We start from the raw sequence: 18,663 nt of genomic DNA on the forward strand, positions 1-18,663 counted from the left end.
CGGAGCAGCGAGCGGTCGCTCGAAGGTCTTGCGGACCTTCCGACACTGCGTGTGCGATGCGCCCTTGAACCCAACGGCCGGCACGACATCCGCAACTGGAGAACAAATGGCTTCGACTTCTGCTGATACCTATAGCCCGTCGCGTGACGATTTCGCCGCGATGCTCGACGAGTCCTTCGCGGGTGGCAACCTGCAGGAAAGCTCCGTCGTCAAGGGCAAGGTGGTTGCAATTGAAAAAGACATGGCCGTCATCGACGTCGGCCTGAAGACCGAGGGCCGCGTCGCCCTGCGCGAATTTTCCGGCCCCGGCCGTGACAGCGAGATCAAGGTCGGCGACGAGGTGGAAGTGTTCCTCGATCGCATCGAGAACGCCCTCGGCGAAGCCGTGCTGTCGCGCGACAAGGCGCGCCGCGAGGAGAGCTGGGGCAAGCTCGAGAAGGCCTTCCAGAACAACGAGAAGGTCAACGGCGTCATCTTCAACCAGGTCAAGGGCGGCTTCACCGTCGACCTCGACGGTGCCGTGGCCTTCCTGCCGCGCTCGCAGGTCGACATCCGTCCGATCCGCGACGTTGCGCCGCTGATGAACAACTCGCAGCCGTTCCAGATCCTCAAGATGGACCGCCGCCGCGGCAACATCGTCGTCTCCCGCCGCACGGTGCTGGAAGAGACCCGCGCCGAGCAGCGTCAGGAGCTGGTGCAGAACCTCGAAGAAGGTCAGGTCATCGACGGCGTGGTCAAGAACATCACCGACTACGGTGCGTTCGTTGATCTCGGCGGCATCGACGGTCTGCTGCACGTCACCGACATCGCGTGGCGCCGCGTCAACCACCCGACCGAGGTGCTCTCGATCGGCCAGACCGTGAAGGTCAAGATCATCAAGATCAACCACGAGACGCACCGCATCTCGCTGGGCATGAAGCAGCTGCTGGACGATCCGTGGCAGGGCATCGAAGCCAAGTACCCGCTGGGTGCCCGCTTCACCGGCCGCGTCACCAACATCACCGACTACGGTGCGTTCGTCGAGCTCGAGCCGGGCATCGAAGGCCTGATCCACGTCTCCGAGATGTCGTGGACCAAGAAGAACATGCACCCCGGCAAGATCGTTTCGACCTCGCAGGAAGTCGAAGTGCAGGTGCTGGAAGTCGATTCCGTCAAGCGCCGCATTTCGCTCGGCCTCAAGCAGACCATGCGCAACCCGTGGGAGGTCTTCGTCGAAGGTCACCCGACCGGTTCGGTGGTCGAGGGCGAAGTCAAGAACAAGACCGAGTTCGGTCTGTTCCTGGGCCTCGAGGGCGACGTCGACGGCATGGTCCACCTCTCCGACCTCGACTGGAAGCTTCCGGGCGAGCAGGTGATCGACAACTACAAGAAGGGCGACGTGGTGAAGGCCGTGGTGCTCGATGTGGACGTCGAGAAGGAGCGTATCTCGCTCGGCATCAAGCAGCTCGAAGGCGACCCCTTCGCCGAGCCGGGCGATGTCAAGAAGGGCGCGGTCGTGACCTGCGAAGTGCTCGAAGTGAAGGAGAGCGGCATCGAGGTGAAGATCACCGGTACCGACTTCTCGACCTTCATCAAGCGCTCGGAGCTCGCCCGTGACCGCAACGACCAGCGCGCCGAACGCTTTGCCGTCGGCGAGAAGGTCGATGCCCGCGTGATCCAGTTCGACAAGAAGGCCCGCAAGGTCCAGGTGTCGATCAAGGCGCTCGAAGTCGCCGAAGAGAAGGAAGCCATCGCGCAGTACGGCTCCTCCGATTCGGGAGCGACGCTCGGCGACATCCTCGGCACCGCGCTCAAGAACCGCGGCGACAACAAGTAAGCGGAACGCTGGTTTCGCAACCATCAAAGCCCCGGCGCGAGCCGGGGCTTTTTTGTTGCTTGCTCCGCTGTCGTCCCCGCGAACGCGGGGACCCATAACCCCAGGGAGAAGTTGTTGCGCGAAGCTCGCAACTCCGAGTCTTCGTCAAACCACGCCCTGTGGTCATGGGTCCCGGATCTGCGCTCCGCTTGTCCGGGACGACAGCGAGTGCGCGGCGACGTCCCTGGCTCTCACCCTCTCACAGCCTTGTTTTCTTCAAATTACGCCGCAATTGATGTATCCAGATAAGCCAATGGTCACGCTGTGACGGCACAACGCGCCCAGTCTTTGATTTGGAGATATTCCGATGTCACTCGATTCGGACATCATCGTCGATCGCCGCAGGATTCGTCGCAAGCTGACGTTCTGGCGCGTGATGGCTGCGCTGATCGCGATCGCGGCGATTGCGGGCTTCGCGCTGATCGCGACACCCGGCGCGCGCGGCACGTTCGCATCCGCCGGCTCGATCGCGCGGGTCCAGATCGACGGCCTGATCCGCAGCGACTCCGATCGCACCCAGGCGCTGGAGCGACTGGAGAACTCGCAGGCCGCCGCCGTCATCATTCACATCAACTCGCCGGGCGGCACCACGGCCGGCTCCGAGCAGCTTTATGACTCGCTTGTACGGCTGAAGGCGAAGAAGCCGCTCGTCGTCGTGGTCGAAGGCCTCGCCGCCTCCGGCGGTTACATCACCGCGATCGCGAGCGACCACATCATCGCCCAGCAGAGCTCGCTGGTCGGCTCGATCGGCGTGCTGTTTCAGTTTCCCAACGTCACGGAGCTGCTGAAGACCGTCGGTGTGAAGGTCGAGGAGGTGAAATCCTCGCCGCTGAAGGCCGCGCCGAACGGTTTTGAGCCGACCAGCCCCGAGGCACGCGCCGCGCTCGATGCGCTGGTGAAGGATTCCTATGCCTGGTTCAAGGGATTGGTGAAGGAGCGGCGTGGCCTGGATGACACGCAGCTCGAAAAAGTCGCCGATGGCCGCGTCTTCACTGGACGCCAGGCGATCGATCTCAAGCTGATCGATCAGCTCGGCGACGAGAAGACCGCCGTGACCTGGCTGGTCGAGCAGAAGGGCGTCAAGAAGGGCCTCACCGTGCGCGATTACAAGCTCCAGCCCCGCTTTGGCGATCTGCCGTTCCTCAAGACGGCTGCTGTCGTCACGCTGGAAGCGCTTGGTTTAGGCTCGATTGCGCATCAGATCGGGCAAACCGGCGTCGCGCAGGCCGTCGATCGGCTCGGAATGGATGGAATGCTGGCTCTGTGGCAGCCGGCTGCGTCAAATTGATGGAACCGAGCGAGTTTTAGAGGCTTTTCCCGTCTGGCGGGTGGTGGGACAGCCCGCTTTTTCGGCATTTGTCACGCATTTTCACGACGCTCAACCTTCATTTAGCGTCTTGACAGATCACGGTATTTTCACGGAAATGGTCATCCGCACGCTTCCGGGTCCTATCTCTCGATGATCAAATCCGAACTTGTTCAGCGTATCGCCGAGCACAACCCGCATCTGTACCAGCGGGATGTCGAGAACATTGTGAATGCGATTCTCGAAGAGATCGTAGCGGCTCTCGCGCGCGGTGATCGCGTCGAGTTGCGCGGCTTCGGTGCCTTCTCGGTCAAGCATCGCCCTGCGCGCGCAGGGCGCAATCCGCGCACCGGCGCTCATGTGCCCGTTGATCAGAAGAGCGTTCCGTTCTTCAAGACCGGCAAGGAAATGCGCGAACGGCTGAATCGCGACCATCCGGATCCAGGCGCGCCTGACTGAGGCCGGCGTCAGGGTTTCCCGCGGTCGCGAGAGATGCGGCCGGAAGCTTGATTCATGGCGAGCGAAGCGAGATGCGAAAGTTCCTGACCGCGCTGATCGTGATTCCGCTGGGCCTGATCCTGGTGACCTTCGCCGTCGCCAACCGGCATTTCGTCACGGTCTCTTTCGATCCCTTCATTACCAACGACCCGTCATTGTCGGTGACGTTGCCGCTGTTCCTGCTCCTCATCCTGGTGGCTGCCCTCGGGGTCCTCGTGGGCGGCTGCGCGGTCTGGTTCGGCCAGCGGCACTGGCGGCGCGCGGCGCGCCGGAATGATGCCGATGCACGGGCTGCGAGGGGTGAATTGGCCGATCTGCGGGCCCAGGCGGCCGCCGCGAAGCCCGAGGCCCAGCGCCTCCCCGTCCCCTCCGGGGTCGGCCTTTACGGGCCCATCGGGCGAGACAAGCTGCGCGCGACGTTGTAGAAGCGGCCGCAACCGAAAACCTTGTTTTCCGGCCGCGGGCTTGCGGCCTTTACCTGCTTTGAGACCATGTCCCTGCTCGTCAAAATCTGCGGCCTGTCCACGCGCGAGACGCTTGAAGTAGCGCTCGACGCCGGCGCCGACATGGTGGGGTTCGTGTTCTTTCCGCCGTCGCCCCGGCATCTGGCGCTGGAAGCCGGGCGCGACCTCGGCCGCCAGGTGAAGCGGCGCGCGCTCAAGGTCGCGCTCACGGTCGATGCCGATGACGCCACGCTCGACAACATCATGGACGCGCTGTCGCCGGACATTTTCCAGCTCCATGGCAAGGAGAGCGTCGCGCGCCTGCGCGACATCAAGCAGAAATACGGCCGCCCGGTGATGAAGGCGGTGCCGGTCGCAGTTACGGCCGATCTCGCCGTGCTGCCCGGTTACGCCGCTGTCGCCGACCGCATCCTGTTCGACGCGCGCGCACCGAAGGACGCGACCCGTCCCGGTGGGCTCGGCGCGCCGTTCGACTGGCACCTGCTGGAAAATCTCGATCTGAAACTGCCCTACATGGTCTCGGGCGGGCTTCACGCCGACAATGTCGCCGAGGCCCTCCGCGTCACCGGCGCCGGTGGCGTCGACGTATCCTCGGGTATCGAGAGCGCTCCCGGCGTCAAGGATCCCGAGATGATCAAGGCCTTCATTCGCGCCGCGCGCGCCAGCCAAGAATCCAGCCAAGAGTTGAGTGTTCGATGAACGTCGCCAAACCCAATTCCTACCGCAGCGGTCCCGACGATCGCGGCCATTTCGGCATCTTCGGCGGACGCTTCGTTGCCGAAACCCTGATGCCGCTGATCCTCGATCTTGAGAAGGCCTACACCGCGGCCAAGGCCGATCCGACCTTCCAGACCGAGATGAACGGCTATCTCACGCACTATGTCGGCCGGCCCTCGCCGCTCTATTTCGCCGAGCGCCTGACCGAGCATCTCGGCGGCGCCAAGATCTATCTCAAGCGCGAAGAGCTCAACCACACCGGTTCGCACAAGGTCAACAACGTGCTCGGCCAGATCATGCTGGCGCGGCGCATGGGCAAGAAGCGCATCATCGCCGAGACCGGCGCCGGCCAGCACGGTGTCGCCACCGCGACGCTGTGCGCGCGCTTCGGCCTCGAATGCGTGGTCTATATGGGCGCCGTCGACGTCGAGCGGCAGCAGCCCAACGTCATCCGCATGGAGATGCTGGGCGCGACGGTCGTCCCGGTGCAGTCGGGCACGCGCACGCTGAAGGACGCCATGAATGAGGCGCTGCGCGACTGGGTCACCAACGTGCACAACACGTTCTATTGCATCGGCACGGTGGCGGGCCCGCATCCCTATCCGACGCTGGTGCGCGACTTCCAGTCGATCATCGGCAACGAGACCAGGACGCAGATGCAGGAGGTCGAAGGCCGCCTGCCGGATTCGCTGGTCGCCTGCATCGGCGGCGGCTCGAACGCGATGGGCTTGTTCCATCCCTTCCTCGACGATCCCTCCGTCGAAATCTTCGGCGTCGAAGCCGCCGGCCATGGCCTCACGCAACTGCATGCGGCCTCGATCGCGGGCGGCCGTCCCGGCGTGCTGCACGGCAACCGCACTTATCTCTTGATGGATGCCGACGGCCAGATCCAGGACGCGCATTCGATCTCCGCCGGCCTCGACTATCCCGGCATCGGTCCCGAGCATTCCTGGCTGCACGAGATCGGCCGCGTCAACTATCTCTCCGCGACCGATGACGAGGCGCTCGCAGCATTCCAGTTGCTGTCGCGGCTGGAAGGCATCATCCCCGCGCTCGAGCCCGCGCATGCCATCGCCAAGGTGATGGAGCTCGCGCCGAAGCGGCCTCGGGATCACCTGATGGTCGTCAATCTCTCCGGCCGCGGCGACAAGGACGTCCCGCAGGTCGGCGACATCCTGAGGGGCAAGAGCAAGTGACCACGCGTATCGACACCCGTTTCGCCGAGCTGAAGAAGGCGGGCCGCTCGGCCTTCGTCACCTATGTGATGGCCGGCGATCCAGATCTCGCCACGTCGCTCGATATCGTCAAGGCGCTGCCCAAGGCAGGCGCCGACGTCATCGAACTCGGCATTCCCTTCACCGATCCGATGGCGGATGGTCCCTCGATTCAGGCCGCAGGTCTGCGCGCGCTCAAGAACGGCATGACCTTGAAGAAGACGCTCGGTCTCGTGCGCGACTTCCGCAAGGACGACAACGTCACGCCGCTGGTGCTGATGGGCTATTACAATCCGATCTACATTTACGGCGTCGACAAGTTTTTGGCCGATGCCAAGACGGCCGGCGTTGACGGCCTGATCATCGTCGATCTGCCGCCGGAGGAAGACGACGAGCTCTGCATTCCCGCGCTGAAGGCGGGCCTGAACTTCATTCGCCTCGCGACCCCGACCACCGACGACAAGCGCCTGCCCGCGGTGCTCGCGAACACATCAGGCTTTGTCTATTACGTCTCTATCGCCGGCATCACCGGTGCAGCGGCGGCGGACGCGAATGCCGTCGGTGAAGCTGTCGCACGCATCAAGCGCCATACCAAGCTGCCGATCTGCGTCGGCTTTGGCATCCGGACGCCGGAAGCGGCGCGCGGCATTGCCGAGAAGGCCGATGGCTCGGTGGTCGGCACCGCGCTGGTCGATGCGCTCAAGAACAGCCTCGATGCGGAAGGGCGGGCAACCGCCAAAACCGTTAACGCCGTTGCCGAATTGACGGCGGCCCTGGCCCAGGGTGTCAAGGGCGCGAAAGTTGCGGCCGAATAGGCCATAATTCCGCTTCTCGGGCGGGCGACACGGCGGCTTGCCGGGCAGGGGCCCGGCCGCCATATATCCCTTCAGGCGATTCCTGCGCGGGGTCGCACATCGGAGCAAACCATGAACTGGCTTACCAATGTGGTCCGGCCGAAGATCCGCAACATGCTGCGGCGGGAGACGCCGGAGAATCTTTGGATCAAGTGCCCGGATTCCGGACAGCTCGTGTTCTACAAGGACGTCGAGGCCAACCAGTTCGTCATCCCCGGCTCGAACTACCACATGCGTATGGGCGCGGTGGCGCGTCTGAAGTCGATCTTCGATAACGAGACCTGGTACGACGTCGCGCTGCCCGACGTCACACCCGATCCGCTCAAGTTCCGTGACGAGAAGAAATACGTCGACCGCATCAAGGATGCCCGTGCGCGCACCAATCTGAACGACGCGATCAAGGTCGGCTACGGCAAGCTCGAGGGCGCCGCCGTCGTTGTTGCCGTGCAGGATTTCGATTTCATGGGCGGCTCGCTCGGGATGGCCGCGGGCGAGGCCATCGTGCGCGGGCTGGAGCTCGCGGTCGAGAAGAAGGCCCCCTTCATCGTGTTCGCCGCGAGCGGTGGCGCGCGCATGCAGGAAGGCATCCTGTCGCTGATGCAGATGCCGCGCACCACCGTTGCGGTGCAGATGCTGCGTGAAGCAAAGCAGCCCTACATCGTCGTGCTGACCAACCCGACCACCGGCGGTGTCACCGCCTCCTATGCGATGCTGGGCGACGTCCAGATCGCCGAGCCCGGTGCGCTGATCGGCTTCGCCGGCGCCCGCGTGATCGAGCAGACCATCCGCGAGAAGCTGCCCGAGGGTTTCCAGCGCGCCGAATATTTGAAGGACCACGGCATGGTCGACATGGTCGTGCACCGCCACGAGTTGCGCCCGACCCTGGCGCGCTTGTGCCGCCTGCTGACCAAGGCGCCAGCGCAGGAGAGCGCATCGAAGTCGGTGCAGCCGGTGGTCAGCCCGGCGCAGATCGTCTCGGCCGCCGAGACGGCGCCGGCTGCGCCCCACGCGTGAACGCTTCCTCTGACAGCACAAAGCCGCCGCTCGGTGAATTGATCGGGCGGCTGTCGGCCCTGCATCAGAAGCGCATCGATCTCGGGCTTGAGCGGATGCATCGCCTGCTCGAGCGGCTCGGTCATCCCGAACGCAAGCTGGCGCCGGTGATCCACATCGCCGGCACCAACGGCAAGGGTTCGACTCTCGCCTATCTGCGCGCGACGCTCGAAGCCGCAGGCTTGCGAGTCCACGCCTACACCTCGCCCTATCTTGTCCGCATCAACGAATGCTTCCGGCTCGGCCGCGTCGGTGGCGGCGTGCTGGTCGGCGACGATGAATTGCGCGCGGCGCTTGAAGAGGTCGAGCGGGTCAATGCCGGCGAGGCCGCGACCGTGTTCGAGCTGAAGACCGCCGCGGCGTTTCACCTGTTCGCGCAGAACCCGGCCGATGTCGTGCTGCTCGAAGTCGGCCTCGGCGGCCGGCTCGATTCGACCAACATGGTCGATACGCCAGCAGCCTGCGTGATCACGCCTGTCAGCATGGACCACATGGACTTCCTCGGGGACACGCTGACGTCGATCGCCGGCGAGAAGGCGGCCATCATCAAGCGCGGCGTGCCCGTGATCTGTGCCGAGCAGATGGACGAGGCGATGGCCGTGATCGAGGCGCAGGCCAAGCGCATGCGCGCACCGTTGTTTGCGGCGAACGAAAGCTGGCACGTCAATGTCGAGCACGGGCGTCTGGTTTATTCCGACGAGCGCGGCTTGATGGACCTGACGGCACCGCGGCTGTTCGGCCGTCACCAGTTCGACAACGCGGGCCTTGCGATCGCGACGCTGCGCGCGATTCCGAACTTCAAAGTCAATCAGGCCGCCTTCGAGGCGGGCATTGTCGGCGCGGAATGGCCGGCGCGGATGCAGCGCATCACCTCCGGCGAGCTGCTTGCGCTCGGACCGCAGGGCTCGGAGATCTGGCTCGACGGCGGCCACAATGCCGAAGGCGGCCGCGTTGCGGCGGCCGCGCTCGGCGATCTCGAGGAGCGGGTGTCGCGGCCGCTGGTGGTGATCGCCGGCATGATGGCCAACAAGGATGCGAAAGCCTTTCTCGCCAATTTCGCCGGCTTGACTCGTCACATCATCGCAGTGCCGGTCCCTGACACCGAAGCCGCGATGCCTGTCGACCGCCTCGCGGATGCCGCGCGCAGCCTCGGCATGCGCGTCGAGACCGCGCCCGGCATCGAGGCCGCGCTGCGCGCCCTGGCGAAGCTCGCTTACGAAGTGCCGCCGCGCATCCTGATCACCGGCTCGCTGTACCTCGCCGGCCATGTGTTGGGCATCAACGGCACGCCTCCTGCATAGAAAGCCTCGTGTCTTCGATACGAGATTGGGAATGCCAATGCGTTTTGCCGCGATTGCCGACGTCCACGGAAATTATCTCGCGCTGGAGGCGGTGCTCGCCGATATCCGCGCTCAGGGCATCGCCGACATCGTCAATCTCGGCGACATGCTGAGCGGGCCGCTCGATGCCCGACGGACCATCGAGGCCCTGATGACGCTCGATGCCGTGCACGTGCTCGGCAATCACGACCGCTATCTGCTCGACCGCCCGCCGGAAGAGATGGGCTCGTGGGACCGTCCTGCGCACGAAGCGCTCAACGCCGCGCAGCTCGACTGGCTGCGCGCGCAGCCGATGACGCGCGTGTTTTGCGACCAGGTGTTCCTCTGCCACGCGACGCCCGACAACGACGAAGTCTATTGGCTCGATACCGTGCACCCTGATGGTACGGTGGCCCTATCGCCGCTCGACCGCATCGAGCAGTTCGCGCAGGGCATCACGCAGTCGCTGATTCTCTGCGCCCACACCCATCTCGCCCGTGCGGTGCGGCTTCGCGACGGCCGGATGATCGTCAACCCCGGCAGCGTCGGCAGCCCCGGCTATCGCGATGTGCATCCATTCCCGCATGTCGTCGAAGCCGGCACGCCGCACGCGCGCTATGCCATCCTCGAACTCGTTGACGGTGCCTGGCAGGTGACGTTCCGCCTAATCGCCTACGATCACGAGGCGATGGCCGCGCTCGCGCGCCGCAATGGCCAGCCGGAGCTGGCGAACGCGCTCGCGACGGGTTGGATCAAGTAGCTGTCAAAACAAAACGGCCGGCGTGACGCCGGCCGTTGAAGAATTCTCGGTTACACGCGACTGCGGATCAGACCGCGGAGGTGATCCACTGCTGAAGCTTTGCCTTCGGCGCGGCGCCGACCTGGCGGGAGGCCATCTCGCCGCCCTTGAAGATCATGAGCGTCGGGATCGACATCACGCCATACTTCGACGCGGTCTTCGGGCTCTCGTCGACATTGAGCTTCACGATCTTGACCTTGTCGCCCATCGCGCCGGCGATCTCGTCGAGCGCGGGTGCGATCATGCGGCAGGGGCCGCACCATTCGGCCCAGAAATCGACGACCACGGGGCCGTTCGCCTTGAGCACTTCGGCTTCGAAATCGGCGTCGGAAACCTTGCTAACGGCCATTGGAGTACCTCACTCGGTTGAAAGAATCGGCGCGCATGGGAATCGCGCTTGGGATCATGGCGTCAACCTATGAACGGCCCCTTGCCGGGTCAAGGACGCTCGCACCGAGATGAAGGGATGCCAGCGCCGCGTCCAGCGCGGGGGCCGAAATCTCCATATATTCAAGGGCCTCGGTCCAGAGCAGGACGGCGCGGATTGGCTTTTGAGGATAAAGCCTCCCCAGCACCGCCCGGTACAGCGCGAGCTGCCGGACGTAGGCGGCGGGCGCCTCCGCGGCGCTCTTGGGCGCCGCCTGGTTGGTCTTGAAATCGACGATCAAAACCTCGTCCGGACGGACGACCAGCCGGTCGATCTGCCCCGACACCAGCGCCGGGGTGCGGCCCGGCCGCTCCAGCCTGCCGACGATCGCGACCTCCGCCCGGCTGCCGGCGGCAAAGACCGGCGCAAAGCGCGGTTCGGAGATCAGGGCGAGCACCTTGTCGGCCAACGCGGCCCGGTCGGGCTCCGTCCAGTCCGACGCGTTGCGCGCCATGAAACCGAGCGCGGCCTCGCGGCGGCGTTCCGCGGCGAGGTCCGGGAGCGATTGCAGCAGCCGGTGCACCAGCGTGCCCCGTTGCAGCGCCAATGCGCGCGACTGTACCGATTCGCCGGTCCGCACGCTGCGGCCTTCCTCGCTCGACTGGCCGGAAGGGCGCACGGGATCGTCATCGACGGTCTCGCGTGGTAACGGCGTCCGCAGCCAGTCCGGCAATGCGACCCTGGGGTCCACCGGCATCGCAGGCGTGCCCAGCGCCGCGACATCCTCCGGCCGGGCGAATCGGGTCACCTTGCCGAGCGGCGTCTCGATCACCTGCTTGTCCAGGCCCGAGCCGGTGAGCCCGGTGTCGATCAGGTCGTACCAGCTCAGCTTGCGGACCGTCTTCATGTTGCCGGGCATGCAGCCGCCAACGATCAGCCGATCGGCCGCGCGCGTCATCGCGACATAGAGCAGGCGGCGATACTCGTCCTCGGTTTCCTCGATCATGGCCTTGCGTGCGTCGGCGACGGGCTTGGGATCATCGGCCTTGCGCCCGGCCCAGACCACGACTTCGCCGCCATTGCCGCGGGGCACGTGGATCAGCCGGACCCGCTGCGAGTCTGCGGGCGACGTCGTGGTGTCGACCATGAACACGACCGAGGCCTCGAGGCCCTTGGCGCCGTGCACGGTCATGACCCGCACCTCGTCGCGCGAGATCTCCATGTCGCGCTTCACCTCGGTGTCGGCCGAACGCAGCCAGGCCATGAAGCCCTGCAGCGACGCCGGCGCCTTGCGCTCGTAGTTCAGCGCCAGCTCCAGGAATTCGTCGAGCGCGTCGTTGGCCTCATGGCCGAGCCGGCGCAGGATGCGCGCGCGTCCGCCGTCGCCGCCGAGCAGCCAGGCGTAGAAGGCGAACGGAGTCTCGTCGCGCGACCGCGCCTCGCAGACTTCAAGCCGCCGCAGTGCCGTGGCGAACGTCTCGCTTGTGGCGGCATGTTCGGCAAGCGCGCGGCGCAGCGAGCCCTTGCGGCCCCAGGCGAGCTGAAACAGGTCGTCGTCATCGAGCCCGAACAGAGGGCTCTTCAGCGCAACCGCGAGCGCGAGATCGTCCTGCGGCAGCAGCAGCGCGTCCGCAAGATTCATCAGATCGATGATCGCGATGTGCTCGGTCAGCTTCAGCCGGTCGGCGCCGGCGACCGGAACATTGGCGTGCTTCAACGCCTGGATCACGGCGTCGAACGCATTGCCGCGCCGGCGCACCAGGATCAGCATGTCGCCGTAACGCAGCGGCCGGCGCTCACCTTCGTGCCCGGTCAGCGTGCCGCTCTCGACCAGCCGCTTGATCTCGGTCTGGATGCGGCGGGCGAGCTTGACCTCGGGGCTGGTGGCCGCAACGCCGTCGAACGGCGCGCGCCAGCCCTCGATCTCCTGCCTGTCGTCGGCCACCGCGAGGTCCCAGAGTTCGACGACGCTCGGACCGGCGTCACTGAGCGCATTGTGCAGGGGGTGGCCGATGTCGATCGAATGGATGCTTTTGTAGATCGTCGGTTCGCGAAACACATGGTCGACGGAATGCAGGATTTCCGCGCCGGACCGGAACGAATAGGTGAAGGCGACTGGATCGAACTTCAGCCCGGCAGCGGTGAACTTGCGATGCAGCTCCCGCTTGCGCGCGTCGAATTCGCGCGGGTCGGCGCCCTGGAACGAGAAGATCGACTGCTTCTCGTCGCCGACGGCGAAGACCGTGCGGTTCAGCCCTTCGCGTGCGCCTTCGCCCGCGGTGAACTCGGAAATGATGTGCGCGACGATGTCCCATTGCCGCGGGCTGGTGTCCTGGGCTTCGTCGATCAGGACGTGATCGACGCCTCGGTCGAGCTTGTAATGCACCCAGCCCGAAGAGACGCGGTTCAGCATCGCCAGCGTCTTGTCGATCAAATCGTCGTAGTCGAGCAGCCCGCGCTCCTGCTTCTCGCGGCGGTAGTTCGCCGCGGCCGCGGTCGCGATGTGCAGCAGGGCCGCGGTGCGGTCGCGCATAGTGACCGCGCGGCGCTTTTCGATCAATCCGCTGAGGCGCTGCACCTCGTTCTCGAACAGCCGGGCGACGGACGGATTGTGATCGCAGAACTTCTTGGTCAGCACCGACTTGCGCGGCAGCTTTTCATCCGTGAGGAAGACGCAGAGATAGGCGTCGACCTGCGCGGCGCCTGAAAAGGCCTTTGCCTCGCGGAGCCGGCTGGCCTGGTCGTTGTCGGACTTGCTGCCGTCCTCCAGCGCAAGGGCGATGTCGTCCCAGCGCGATCGCGACAGGAACGGACCGTCGAGAATCTCCGTTTCGAGGTCTTCGATGCGATCGCTCGCATCAACGCCCAGCACCGACGCCATTTGCGCGGCGGCAGCTTCGGCGTTGCCGGCCTCGTCGGTCCAGGCCATGAAATGATCGCGGCTCAGGCAGGCCTCGCGCACGACCTCCTTGAAGGTGACGTCGGCGGCGCTCGCCATCGCGGTGAGCAGTGCGCGGCCGGTGACGCTCTCCGGATCGCGCGCGGCCTCGAGCAGCACCTTCAGATTGGCGCGCTCCATCATGTCGGTCTGGTCGCGCTCGTCGATCACGGCGAAGCGCGCCGGCACATTGGCCTCGAACGGGAACTGCTGGAGCAGCCGCGTGCAGAGCGCGTGGATGGTCTGCACCTTCAAGCCGCCCGGCGTCTCCAGCGCGCAGGCGAACAGCTTTCGCGCGTCGCGCCGCAGCTTTGCGCTTGGATGTGGGATGCCGACGGCGCGGATCGCTGCATCGAGCCCGGTATCATCCAGCGTCACCCAATGGCCAAGCGTGGTGAACACGCGCTCGGCCATGTTGGCGGCGGCGGCCTTGGTGAAGGTGATGCAGAGGATCTTTTCCGGCGGCACGCCCGACAGCAGCAGCCGGATCACGCGCTGCACCAGAACATGGGTCTTGCCCGAGCCGGCATTCGCCGACACGAAGGCCGACGCGGTCGGATCGGACGCGCGCGCCTGCCGTGCGCGCACCTCGTCGGGGATGGGGCGCGGCAGCTTCACCATTCCTCGATCCCCAAACCGCCGGCCGCGGACCATTCCTTGATGCGGGCAAGGTCGTCATAGGTGCCGTAGCGGTTGGTCCACATCGGCAGGTTCAACGAGGTGTACGCCTGATTCTCGTCCTCGAAGGCGCGGATCAGAGCTTCGAGCTTGGCCCGTGCTTCGGCCGCAGCCGTATCAGGCGGCTGCGGCTCGTCGCCTTGCCTGTACTTGAGCTCGAGGATGCGTTCTTCGCCCGGCGGATTGTTGCCGCTGAGGCGCACATAGACGAGCTGGCTGACGGATGCGCCCGCGTCGATGCCGGGAAAGCCGCCCTCGCGGAGGATCGCAGCTTCAAGCGTGAGCTGCGGCGACAGCCCCATGCGGACCTGCTTGCCGGTCGGCGGCTGCCCGGTCTTGTAGTCCAGGATGGCGTAGTTGCCGCCCTGGCGACGTTCGATGCGGTCGGCGCGCGCGGAGAGAGCGAAGCTGCGCTCGTTGTCGAGCCTGATCGAGATCTCGCCGCGCGTCTCCGCCGTGATCGTCTCGATCGTATCGCGGCGCGCCGTCTCCCATTCACCGAACCAGCGCGCGATGCGCTGGAAGCGCGGCCACCACAGTGCGCGCGCCTCGGGCCGCTCCATCAGCGGCTCAAAATACTTTTCGCCGATCGCGCGCAGCACGCGGGCGGGATCGGGAGGGAGATGTGCAGCATAGGCCTCGGTGAACTCGCCGAGTGCATCATGGATCGCCGAGCCGCGGTCCGCGGCCGAGAGCGGCATGTCGACGGGATCGAGCGCAGCGAGACGCAAGATGAACTTTGCGTAGATCGTATAGGGATCGCGCAGCCAGTCCTCGATCGCGGTGACTGACATACTTGTCGGCCGCGTCGCGCGCGGTGGGCGTGGTTCGGGCTGCTTGATCGGTTTGACCTCGGCGGGTTGATCCAGCGCGCCCGCGAACCGCACGTATTTTTCACCGGCGCGAATCGCTGCTTTCCAGAGATCATCGCCAGCGACCGCTTCGATACGGTGCAGGAAGCGCGAGGCCACCGCCGGTGCGCCGCCGGCCTTGGCGGAATGGGTGAGGATCACTTCATCTCCGCCGAGCAGCTGCGCAAAGTCATGGGCGGAAAGGCCGATACGGCGCTCTGGCAGATCGAGGCCGAGCTCGTGTCGCATCGGCCGGCTGAGCCAGGGATCGATGCGCGGCGCCGGCGGCCAGACGCCCTCGATCAATCCGCCGACGATGATGCGGTCGGCCTGCATCAGGCGTGATTCCAGCGGGCCGTAGATCTGGAGCCGCGCGCCCGGTCTGTCCCGCCGCCGCACGGCGCGATCGCCGAATGCGGTCTGAAAAACGTCCGGGTAGTCGGGCAGCGGCACCATCAATCCGCTGGTGGTGCCGCCGCGCAGGAGGTCGTCGAAGGCATTAGCCAGTGCGAGGCCTTCGCGCTCCTCGAAGGCAAGCGGGACGCCCTGCTCGTCGCGCGACAGCTCGATCATGATCTCGCGATGCCGGTGCGCGAGCTCGGCGAAGTCGTACGGCTTTGATGACGCGAGATTCTCGATAGGCACCAACGCCTTCTGCAAAATATCGATCAGCGCCTGGATGCGATCGAGGTCCTCCGCCTTCAGTCGCGCGCGCGGCTCTGCCTTATGCAGCGCGGAGACCTCGCCGCGCCACAGCTTTGCCAGCTCCTCGCGGAAACGGTTGAATTCGCGCAACAAGCCGCCCGTGCCCGCGGGCGGGCGCGTCCCGCGCAGGACAGCGAGCTCCAGCCCCTCGATCGCCGCCTTCCATGCGCCGGGCAGTCGGCCGAGCCGGCACAGCGGATGTTTGAGCATCGCCAACAGCGTCGGCGGCTCCAATCCCTTGGTCGCCGCTTCTGCCGCGAGGCGCGCAAAGACACCGGCGGGTGTTTCCATCAGCACATCGCCGCCGGAATCGTCGAACGCGAGATCCCATCGCGTGAGCGCGGCCATCACCCGCCGCGCCAGCGCGCGGTCCGGCGTCACAAGTGCCGCCGATTTGTCGAGATGCCGCGCCTCGCGCATCGCAATGGCGATCGCGAGCGCCTCCATTTCAGGGTTGGGAGCCTCGACGACCGCGAGGTTCCTCATGCCACCCGCGATCTTCGCGGCGACAACCGGCTGCTTCAGCCGGTCGTGCCAAACTTCCGTCTTGGCCGATGGCCGCATCGATTCGGATGCAAGAAGATCGCGACCGCCCTCCGTCGGCGGCTGGAGGATCTCGACGTCGCTGCGCTTGATGCCAAAACGCTCCAGCAGCGCATGCATGGCGTATTGCGGATGGTTCGATGCCGGATGCTCCGCGAACTTGCCGAGCGGGTCGCGCACGCCACCAATGGTCCGCCAGGCGTCGTCGTCCAAATCGGTGTCGAGGCCCGGCAGCACCACGGCGCCATGCGGCAGCGATGCGACCGCATGCAGGAATTTCGCGGTGGCCGGCATCGAGCCGGTGGAGCCGGCGGCGATCACGGGACCATGGGGATGCGCGGTCAGCCGTTTTGCCTCCGCTGCGATCAACTGGTCGCGCCGTGCCGCAGGCTCGATCCGTTTGATTTCGGCGAGATGAGCGGGCCAGGCGATGCGGGCGATGCGCAGGAATTCGAGCGAGTGCTGCCAGTAGCGGTCGAGCATATCAGGAACGAGGCCGTCGAGCGCGCTCCAGTCGACGCCGCGCGTGACCATGTCGTCGATCAGGCGGGCGAGATCGGAAGCCAGCGCCAGTGTCGAAGCGGGGCCGCCGACCACCAGCGGGGACAGCACCGGGCCCTTGGCCCAGGCGGCGACGAGCTGCGCCAGCGTCAGCCGCCGTTCGAGCTCGCCAAGCCGTGGCGGAATGTCGAGCGGCGCGGCGCCGGAGAACTGCTCGCCCTCGTCGGCGAAAGCGAGCTCGTCCTCGTCGATGTCGCCGAGCGCGACGATGCGCGGCAGCACCACCGCATCCGCCTTCATCTCGTCGAGGAAGATCTCGCGCACGACGCGCATCGCACGCCTTGTCGGCAGGTACAGCGTGGCATCCGCAAGCCGCGCCGGTTCCTTGCGCGCCTCGAATCCGTCGACCAGCCGGCCGTCGAGCAGGCGCGAGACGACCGTGCGCAGGAACGGAACTGAGATGGGAACGCTGAAAACGCGCATGGGCTGCCTGATTCGGGAATCAGGCGCCAATATAGGGAGACGGACTCAAATGGTCATGGGCAGAGGGGAGGGCTTTCCCCGTTGTTCGCCGGGCCAGAACAGGTGCCGTAGGGTGGGCAAAGGCGCGATAGCGCCGTGCCCACCATGCTTTGCATCCGAGTTTTGGCTTGAGTGGTGGGCACGCTTCCGCCTTCGCTCTTCGAGCTACGGCGGACAAGTCGCTTTGCCCACCCTACGGCACCGTCTTCGAGGCTGGCCCTACGCCACGCTCTCCAGAAACGCCTCTTCCGCCGCATGCACGGCATCAGGCGTGCCGACATGCATCCAGACGCCGTCGAGGCGGAGGCCGAACAGCCGCTCCTGCTCGTTGGCACGGTCGAACATCTTGGTCAGCGAGAACTCGCCCTGCGGTGCGCCTTCGAAGATCGAGGGCGACAGGATCGCCGCGCCGGCATAGACGAACGGAACGACCTCTTTTTCCTTGCGCTTGCGCAGGGCGCCGTCGGGCAGCATGCCGTAATCGCCGCGGCCGCTATAGCCGATGCTGGTCGCGGTCGGCGCCATCAGCAGCAGGATGTCCATGCGCGCGGGGTCGAAGTTTTCGGCAAGCCGCGCCAGGTTCGAGCGCACGCCGTCGATCCACAGCGTGTCGGAATTGACATGGAAGAACGGCGCATCGCCGAGCAGCGGCAGCGCCTTGACCACGCCACCGCCGGTGCCGAGCACCTGGTCGCGCTCGTCCGAGATGGTCACGCGCGGATGCTGGCGGGAGGCGGTGTGATTGATGATCTGGTCGGGCAGATAGTGCACATTGACGATCGCGTCGGCGACGCCCGCCTGGCCGAGCTTGTCGAGCACATGGTCGAGCAGCGGCTGGCCAGCCACGGGCACCAGCGGCTTTGGCATCTTCTCCGTCAACGGACGCATGCGCAGGCCGAACCCTGCGGCGAGCACCATGGCTTTGGTCGGTTTGACGGACATCGTTCGCTTTCTCGGACTCGTCTTTCCCGGAATCTTGGACTTGAGAACTTCAGGAGTTCGCGTACGCAGCAATCCTAGCACGGACCGCAATCAGCCGCACCGCGTCTTAACCGCCTTAGCCACCTGCCGTGACGGTTGTACGACGGGTGTTGCCCTCACGCCCCGACGGGTGTGGAACGCGCCTTTTTCTTCTTGTCGCCGAGCTTGAGAAAATTGACGCCGATCTGGTCGCCATTGACCCAGGCCAACTCGCAGCGCCGGTACGCAAGTCCGGTCGACGACAGCAGGAGAAAAAATTCCTTCAGATGCAGGCCCTCGACCGAGCCGTCGATGGTCAGCTTGGCGCCGCTCTCGGAAACGTCTTCCATGATGCAGTCGCGACGCCAGGTGCCGTCGATTCCCATCATCTGGGCCGGTATCCCGCGCTCGAAAACAACCCGGTTGTTGCCACGCTGGTCCGTCTTGACCGCCATCTGCCCCTGCTCCAGCCCCGTCTTTGTCCGGCTGCCTGCGGGCGATGATACCGATGCGATGGCT

General features: G+C 65.6%; 15 protein-coding genes. 10 read left to right on the forward strand and 5 right to left on the reverse strand.

The annotated features are described in order from the left end of the window. The first annotated feature begins 106 nt into the window (after positions 1–106). The 10 genes from rpsA (at position 107) to JQ627_RS15490 (ending at position 10,040) form a co-directional block, all read left to right on the forward strand. Complete coding sequence (rpsA, locus tag JQ627_RS15445) at positions 107–1,816, forward strand: 30S ribosomal protein S1 (RefSeq protein WP_212485019.1); 1,710 nt, start codon at positions 107–109, stop codon at positions 1,814–1,816. Positions 1,817–2,162: 346 nt separating this feature from the next. Continuing rightward, positions 2,163–3,143: a signal peptide peptidase SppA gene (sppA, locus tag JQ627_RS15450; RefSeq protein ID WP_212485021.1), complete on the forward strand. Its 981-nt coding sequence runs from the start codon at positions 2,163–2,165 to the stop codon at positions 3,141–3,143. Positions 3,144–3,314: 171 nt separating this feature from the next. Beyond that, positions 3,315–3,620 carry an integration host factor subunit beta gene (locus tag JQ627_RS15455; RefSeq protein WP_007598410.1) on the forward strand — a complete coding sequence of 102 codons (306 nt, stop codon included), beginning with the start codon at positions 3,315–3,317 and terminating at the stop codon, positions 3,618–3,620. Positions 3,621–3,691: 71 nt separating this feature from the next. After that, positions 3,692–4,084, forward strand: coding sequence for a lipopolysaccharide assembly protein LapA domain-containing protein (locus JQ627_RS15460; protein WP_212485023.1), 393 nt, complete (start codon positions 3,692–3,694; stop codon positions 4,082–4,084). A gap of 66 nt (positions 4,085–4,150) precedes the next feature. Then, on the forward strand, positions 4,151–4,822 hold the full coding sequence (locus JQ627_RS15465; protein WP_212485025.1) for a phosphoribosylanthranilate isomerase: 672 nt from the start codon (positions 4,151–4,153) through the stop codon (positions 4,820–4,822). Next, positions 4,819–6,036 (forward strand): tryptophan synthase subunit beta, encoded by a 1,218-nt coding sequence (trpB, locus tag JQ627_RS15470; RefSeq protein WP_212485026.1) that lies wholly within the window; start codon positions 4,819–4,821, stop codon positions 6,034–6,036. The genes JQ627_RS15465 and trpB overlap by 4 nt, the downstream gene beginning before the upstream one ends. Continuing rightward, a complete protein-coding gene (gene trpA, locus JQ627_RS15475) occupies positions 6,033–6,869 on the forward strand; it encodes a tryptophan synthase subunit alpha (protein ID WP_212485027.1) in 837 nt (278 codons plus the stop codon). The genes trpB and trpA overlap by 4 nt, the downstream gene beginning before the upstream one ends. Before the next feature lie 111 nt (positions 6,870–6,980). Then, positions 6,981–7,922, forward strand: a complete 942-nt coding sequence (gene accD / locus JQ627_RS15480) for an acetyl-CoA carboxylase, carboxyltransferase subunit beta (protein ID WP_212485028.1) — start codon at positions 6,981–6,983, stop codon at positions 7,920–7,922. Continuing rightward, positions 7,919–9,262: a folylpolyglutamate synthase/dihydrofolate synthase family protein gene (locus JQ627_RS15485; protein ID WP_212485029.1), complete on the forward strand. Its 1,344-nt coding sequence runs from the start codon at positions 7,919–7,921 to the stop codon at positions 9,260–9,262. Before accD ends, JQ627_RS15485 begins: the two co-directional genes overlap by 4 nt. Before the next feature lie 37 nt (positions 9,263–9,299). Next, positions 9,300–10,040: a metallophosphoesterase gene (locus JQ627_RS15490; protein WP_212485114.1), complete on the forward strand. Its 741-nt coding sequence runs from the start codon at positions 9,300–9,302 to the stop codon at positions 10,038–10,040. A gap of 67 nt (positions 10,041–10,107) precedes the next feature. Here the strand turns inward: JQ627_RS15490 and trxA are convergent, their stop codons facing one another. The 5 genes from trxA to JQ627_RS15515 all read right to left on the reverse strand — a co-directional run bounded on the left by trxA (position 10,108) and on the right by JQ627_RS15515 (position 18,599). Continuing rightward, complete coding sequence (trxA, locus tag JQ627_RS15495; RefSeq protein ID WP_008540017.1) at positions 10,108–10,428, reverse strand: thioredoxin; 321 nt, start codon at positions 10,426–10,428, stop codon at positions 10,108–10,110. Positions 10,429–10,495: 67 nt separating this feature from the next. Continuing rightward, a complete protein-coding gene (gene addA / locus JQ627_RS15500; RefSeq protein ID WP_212485030.1) occupies positions 10,496–14,005 on the reverse strand; it encodes a double-strand break repair helicase AddA in 3,510 nt (1,169 codons plus the stop codon). Next, a complete protein-coding gene (addB, locus tag JQ627_RS15505; protein ID WP_212485031.1) occupies positions 13,999–17,145 on the reverse strand; it encodes a double-strand break repair protein AddB in 3,147 nt (1,048 codons plus the stop codon). Before addB ends, addA begins: the two co-directional genes overlap by 7 nt. A 258-nt stretch (positions 17,146–17,403) precedes the next feature. Further along, positions 17,404–18,126, reverse strand: coding sequence for a nucleotidyltransferase family protein (locus JQ627_RS15510; RefSeq protein ID WP_212485032.1), 723 nt, complete (start codon positions 18,124–18,126; stop codon positions 17,404–17,406). Positions 18,127–18,281: 155 nt separating this feature from the next. After that, positions 18,282–18,599, reverse strand: a complete 318-nt coding sequence (locus JQ627_RS15515; protein ID WP_212485033.1) for a PilZ domain-containing protein — start codon at positions 18,597–18,599, stop codon at positions 18,282–18,284. Positions 18,600–18,663: the final 64 nt, after the last annotated feature.

This window comes from Bradyrhizobium liaoningense, assembly GCF_018130785.1.
Classification (GTDB): domain Bacteria; phylum Pseudomonadota; class Alphaproteobacteria; order Rhizobiales; family Xanthobacteraceae; genus Bradyrhizobium; species Bradyrhizobium liaoningense_A.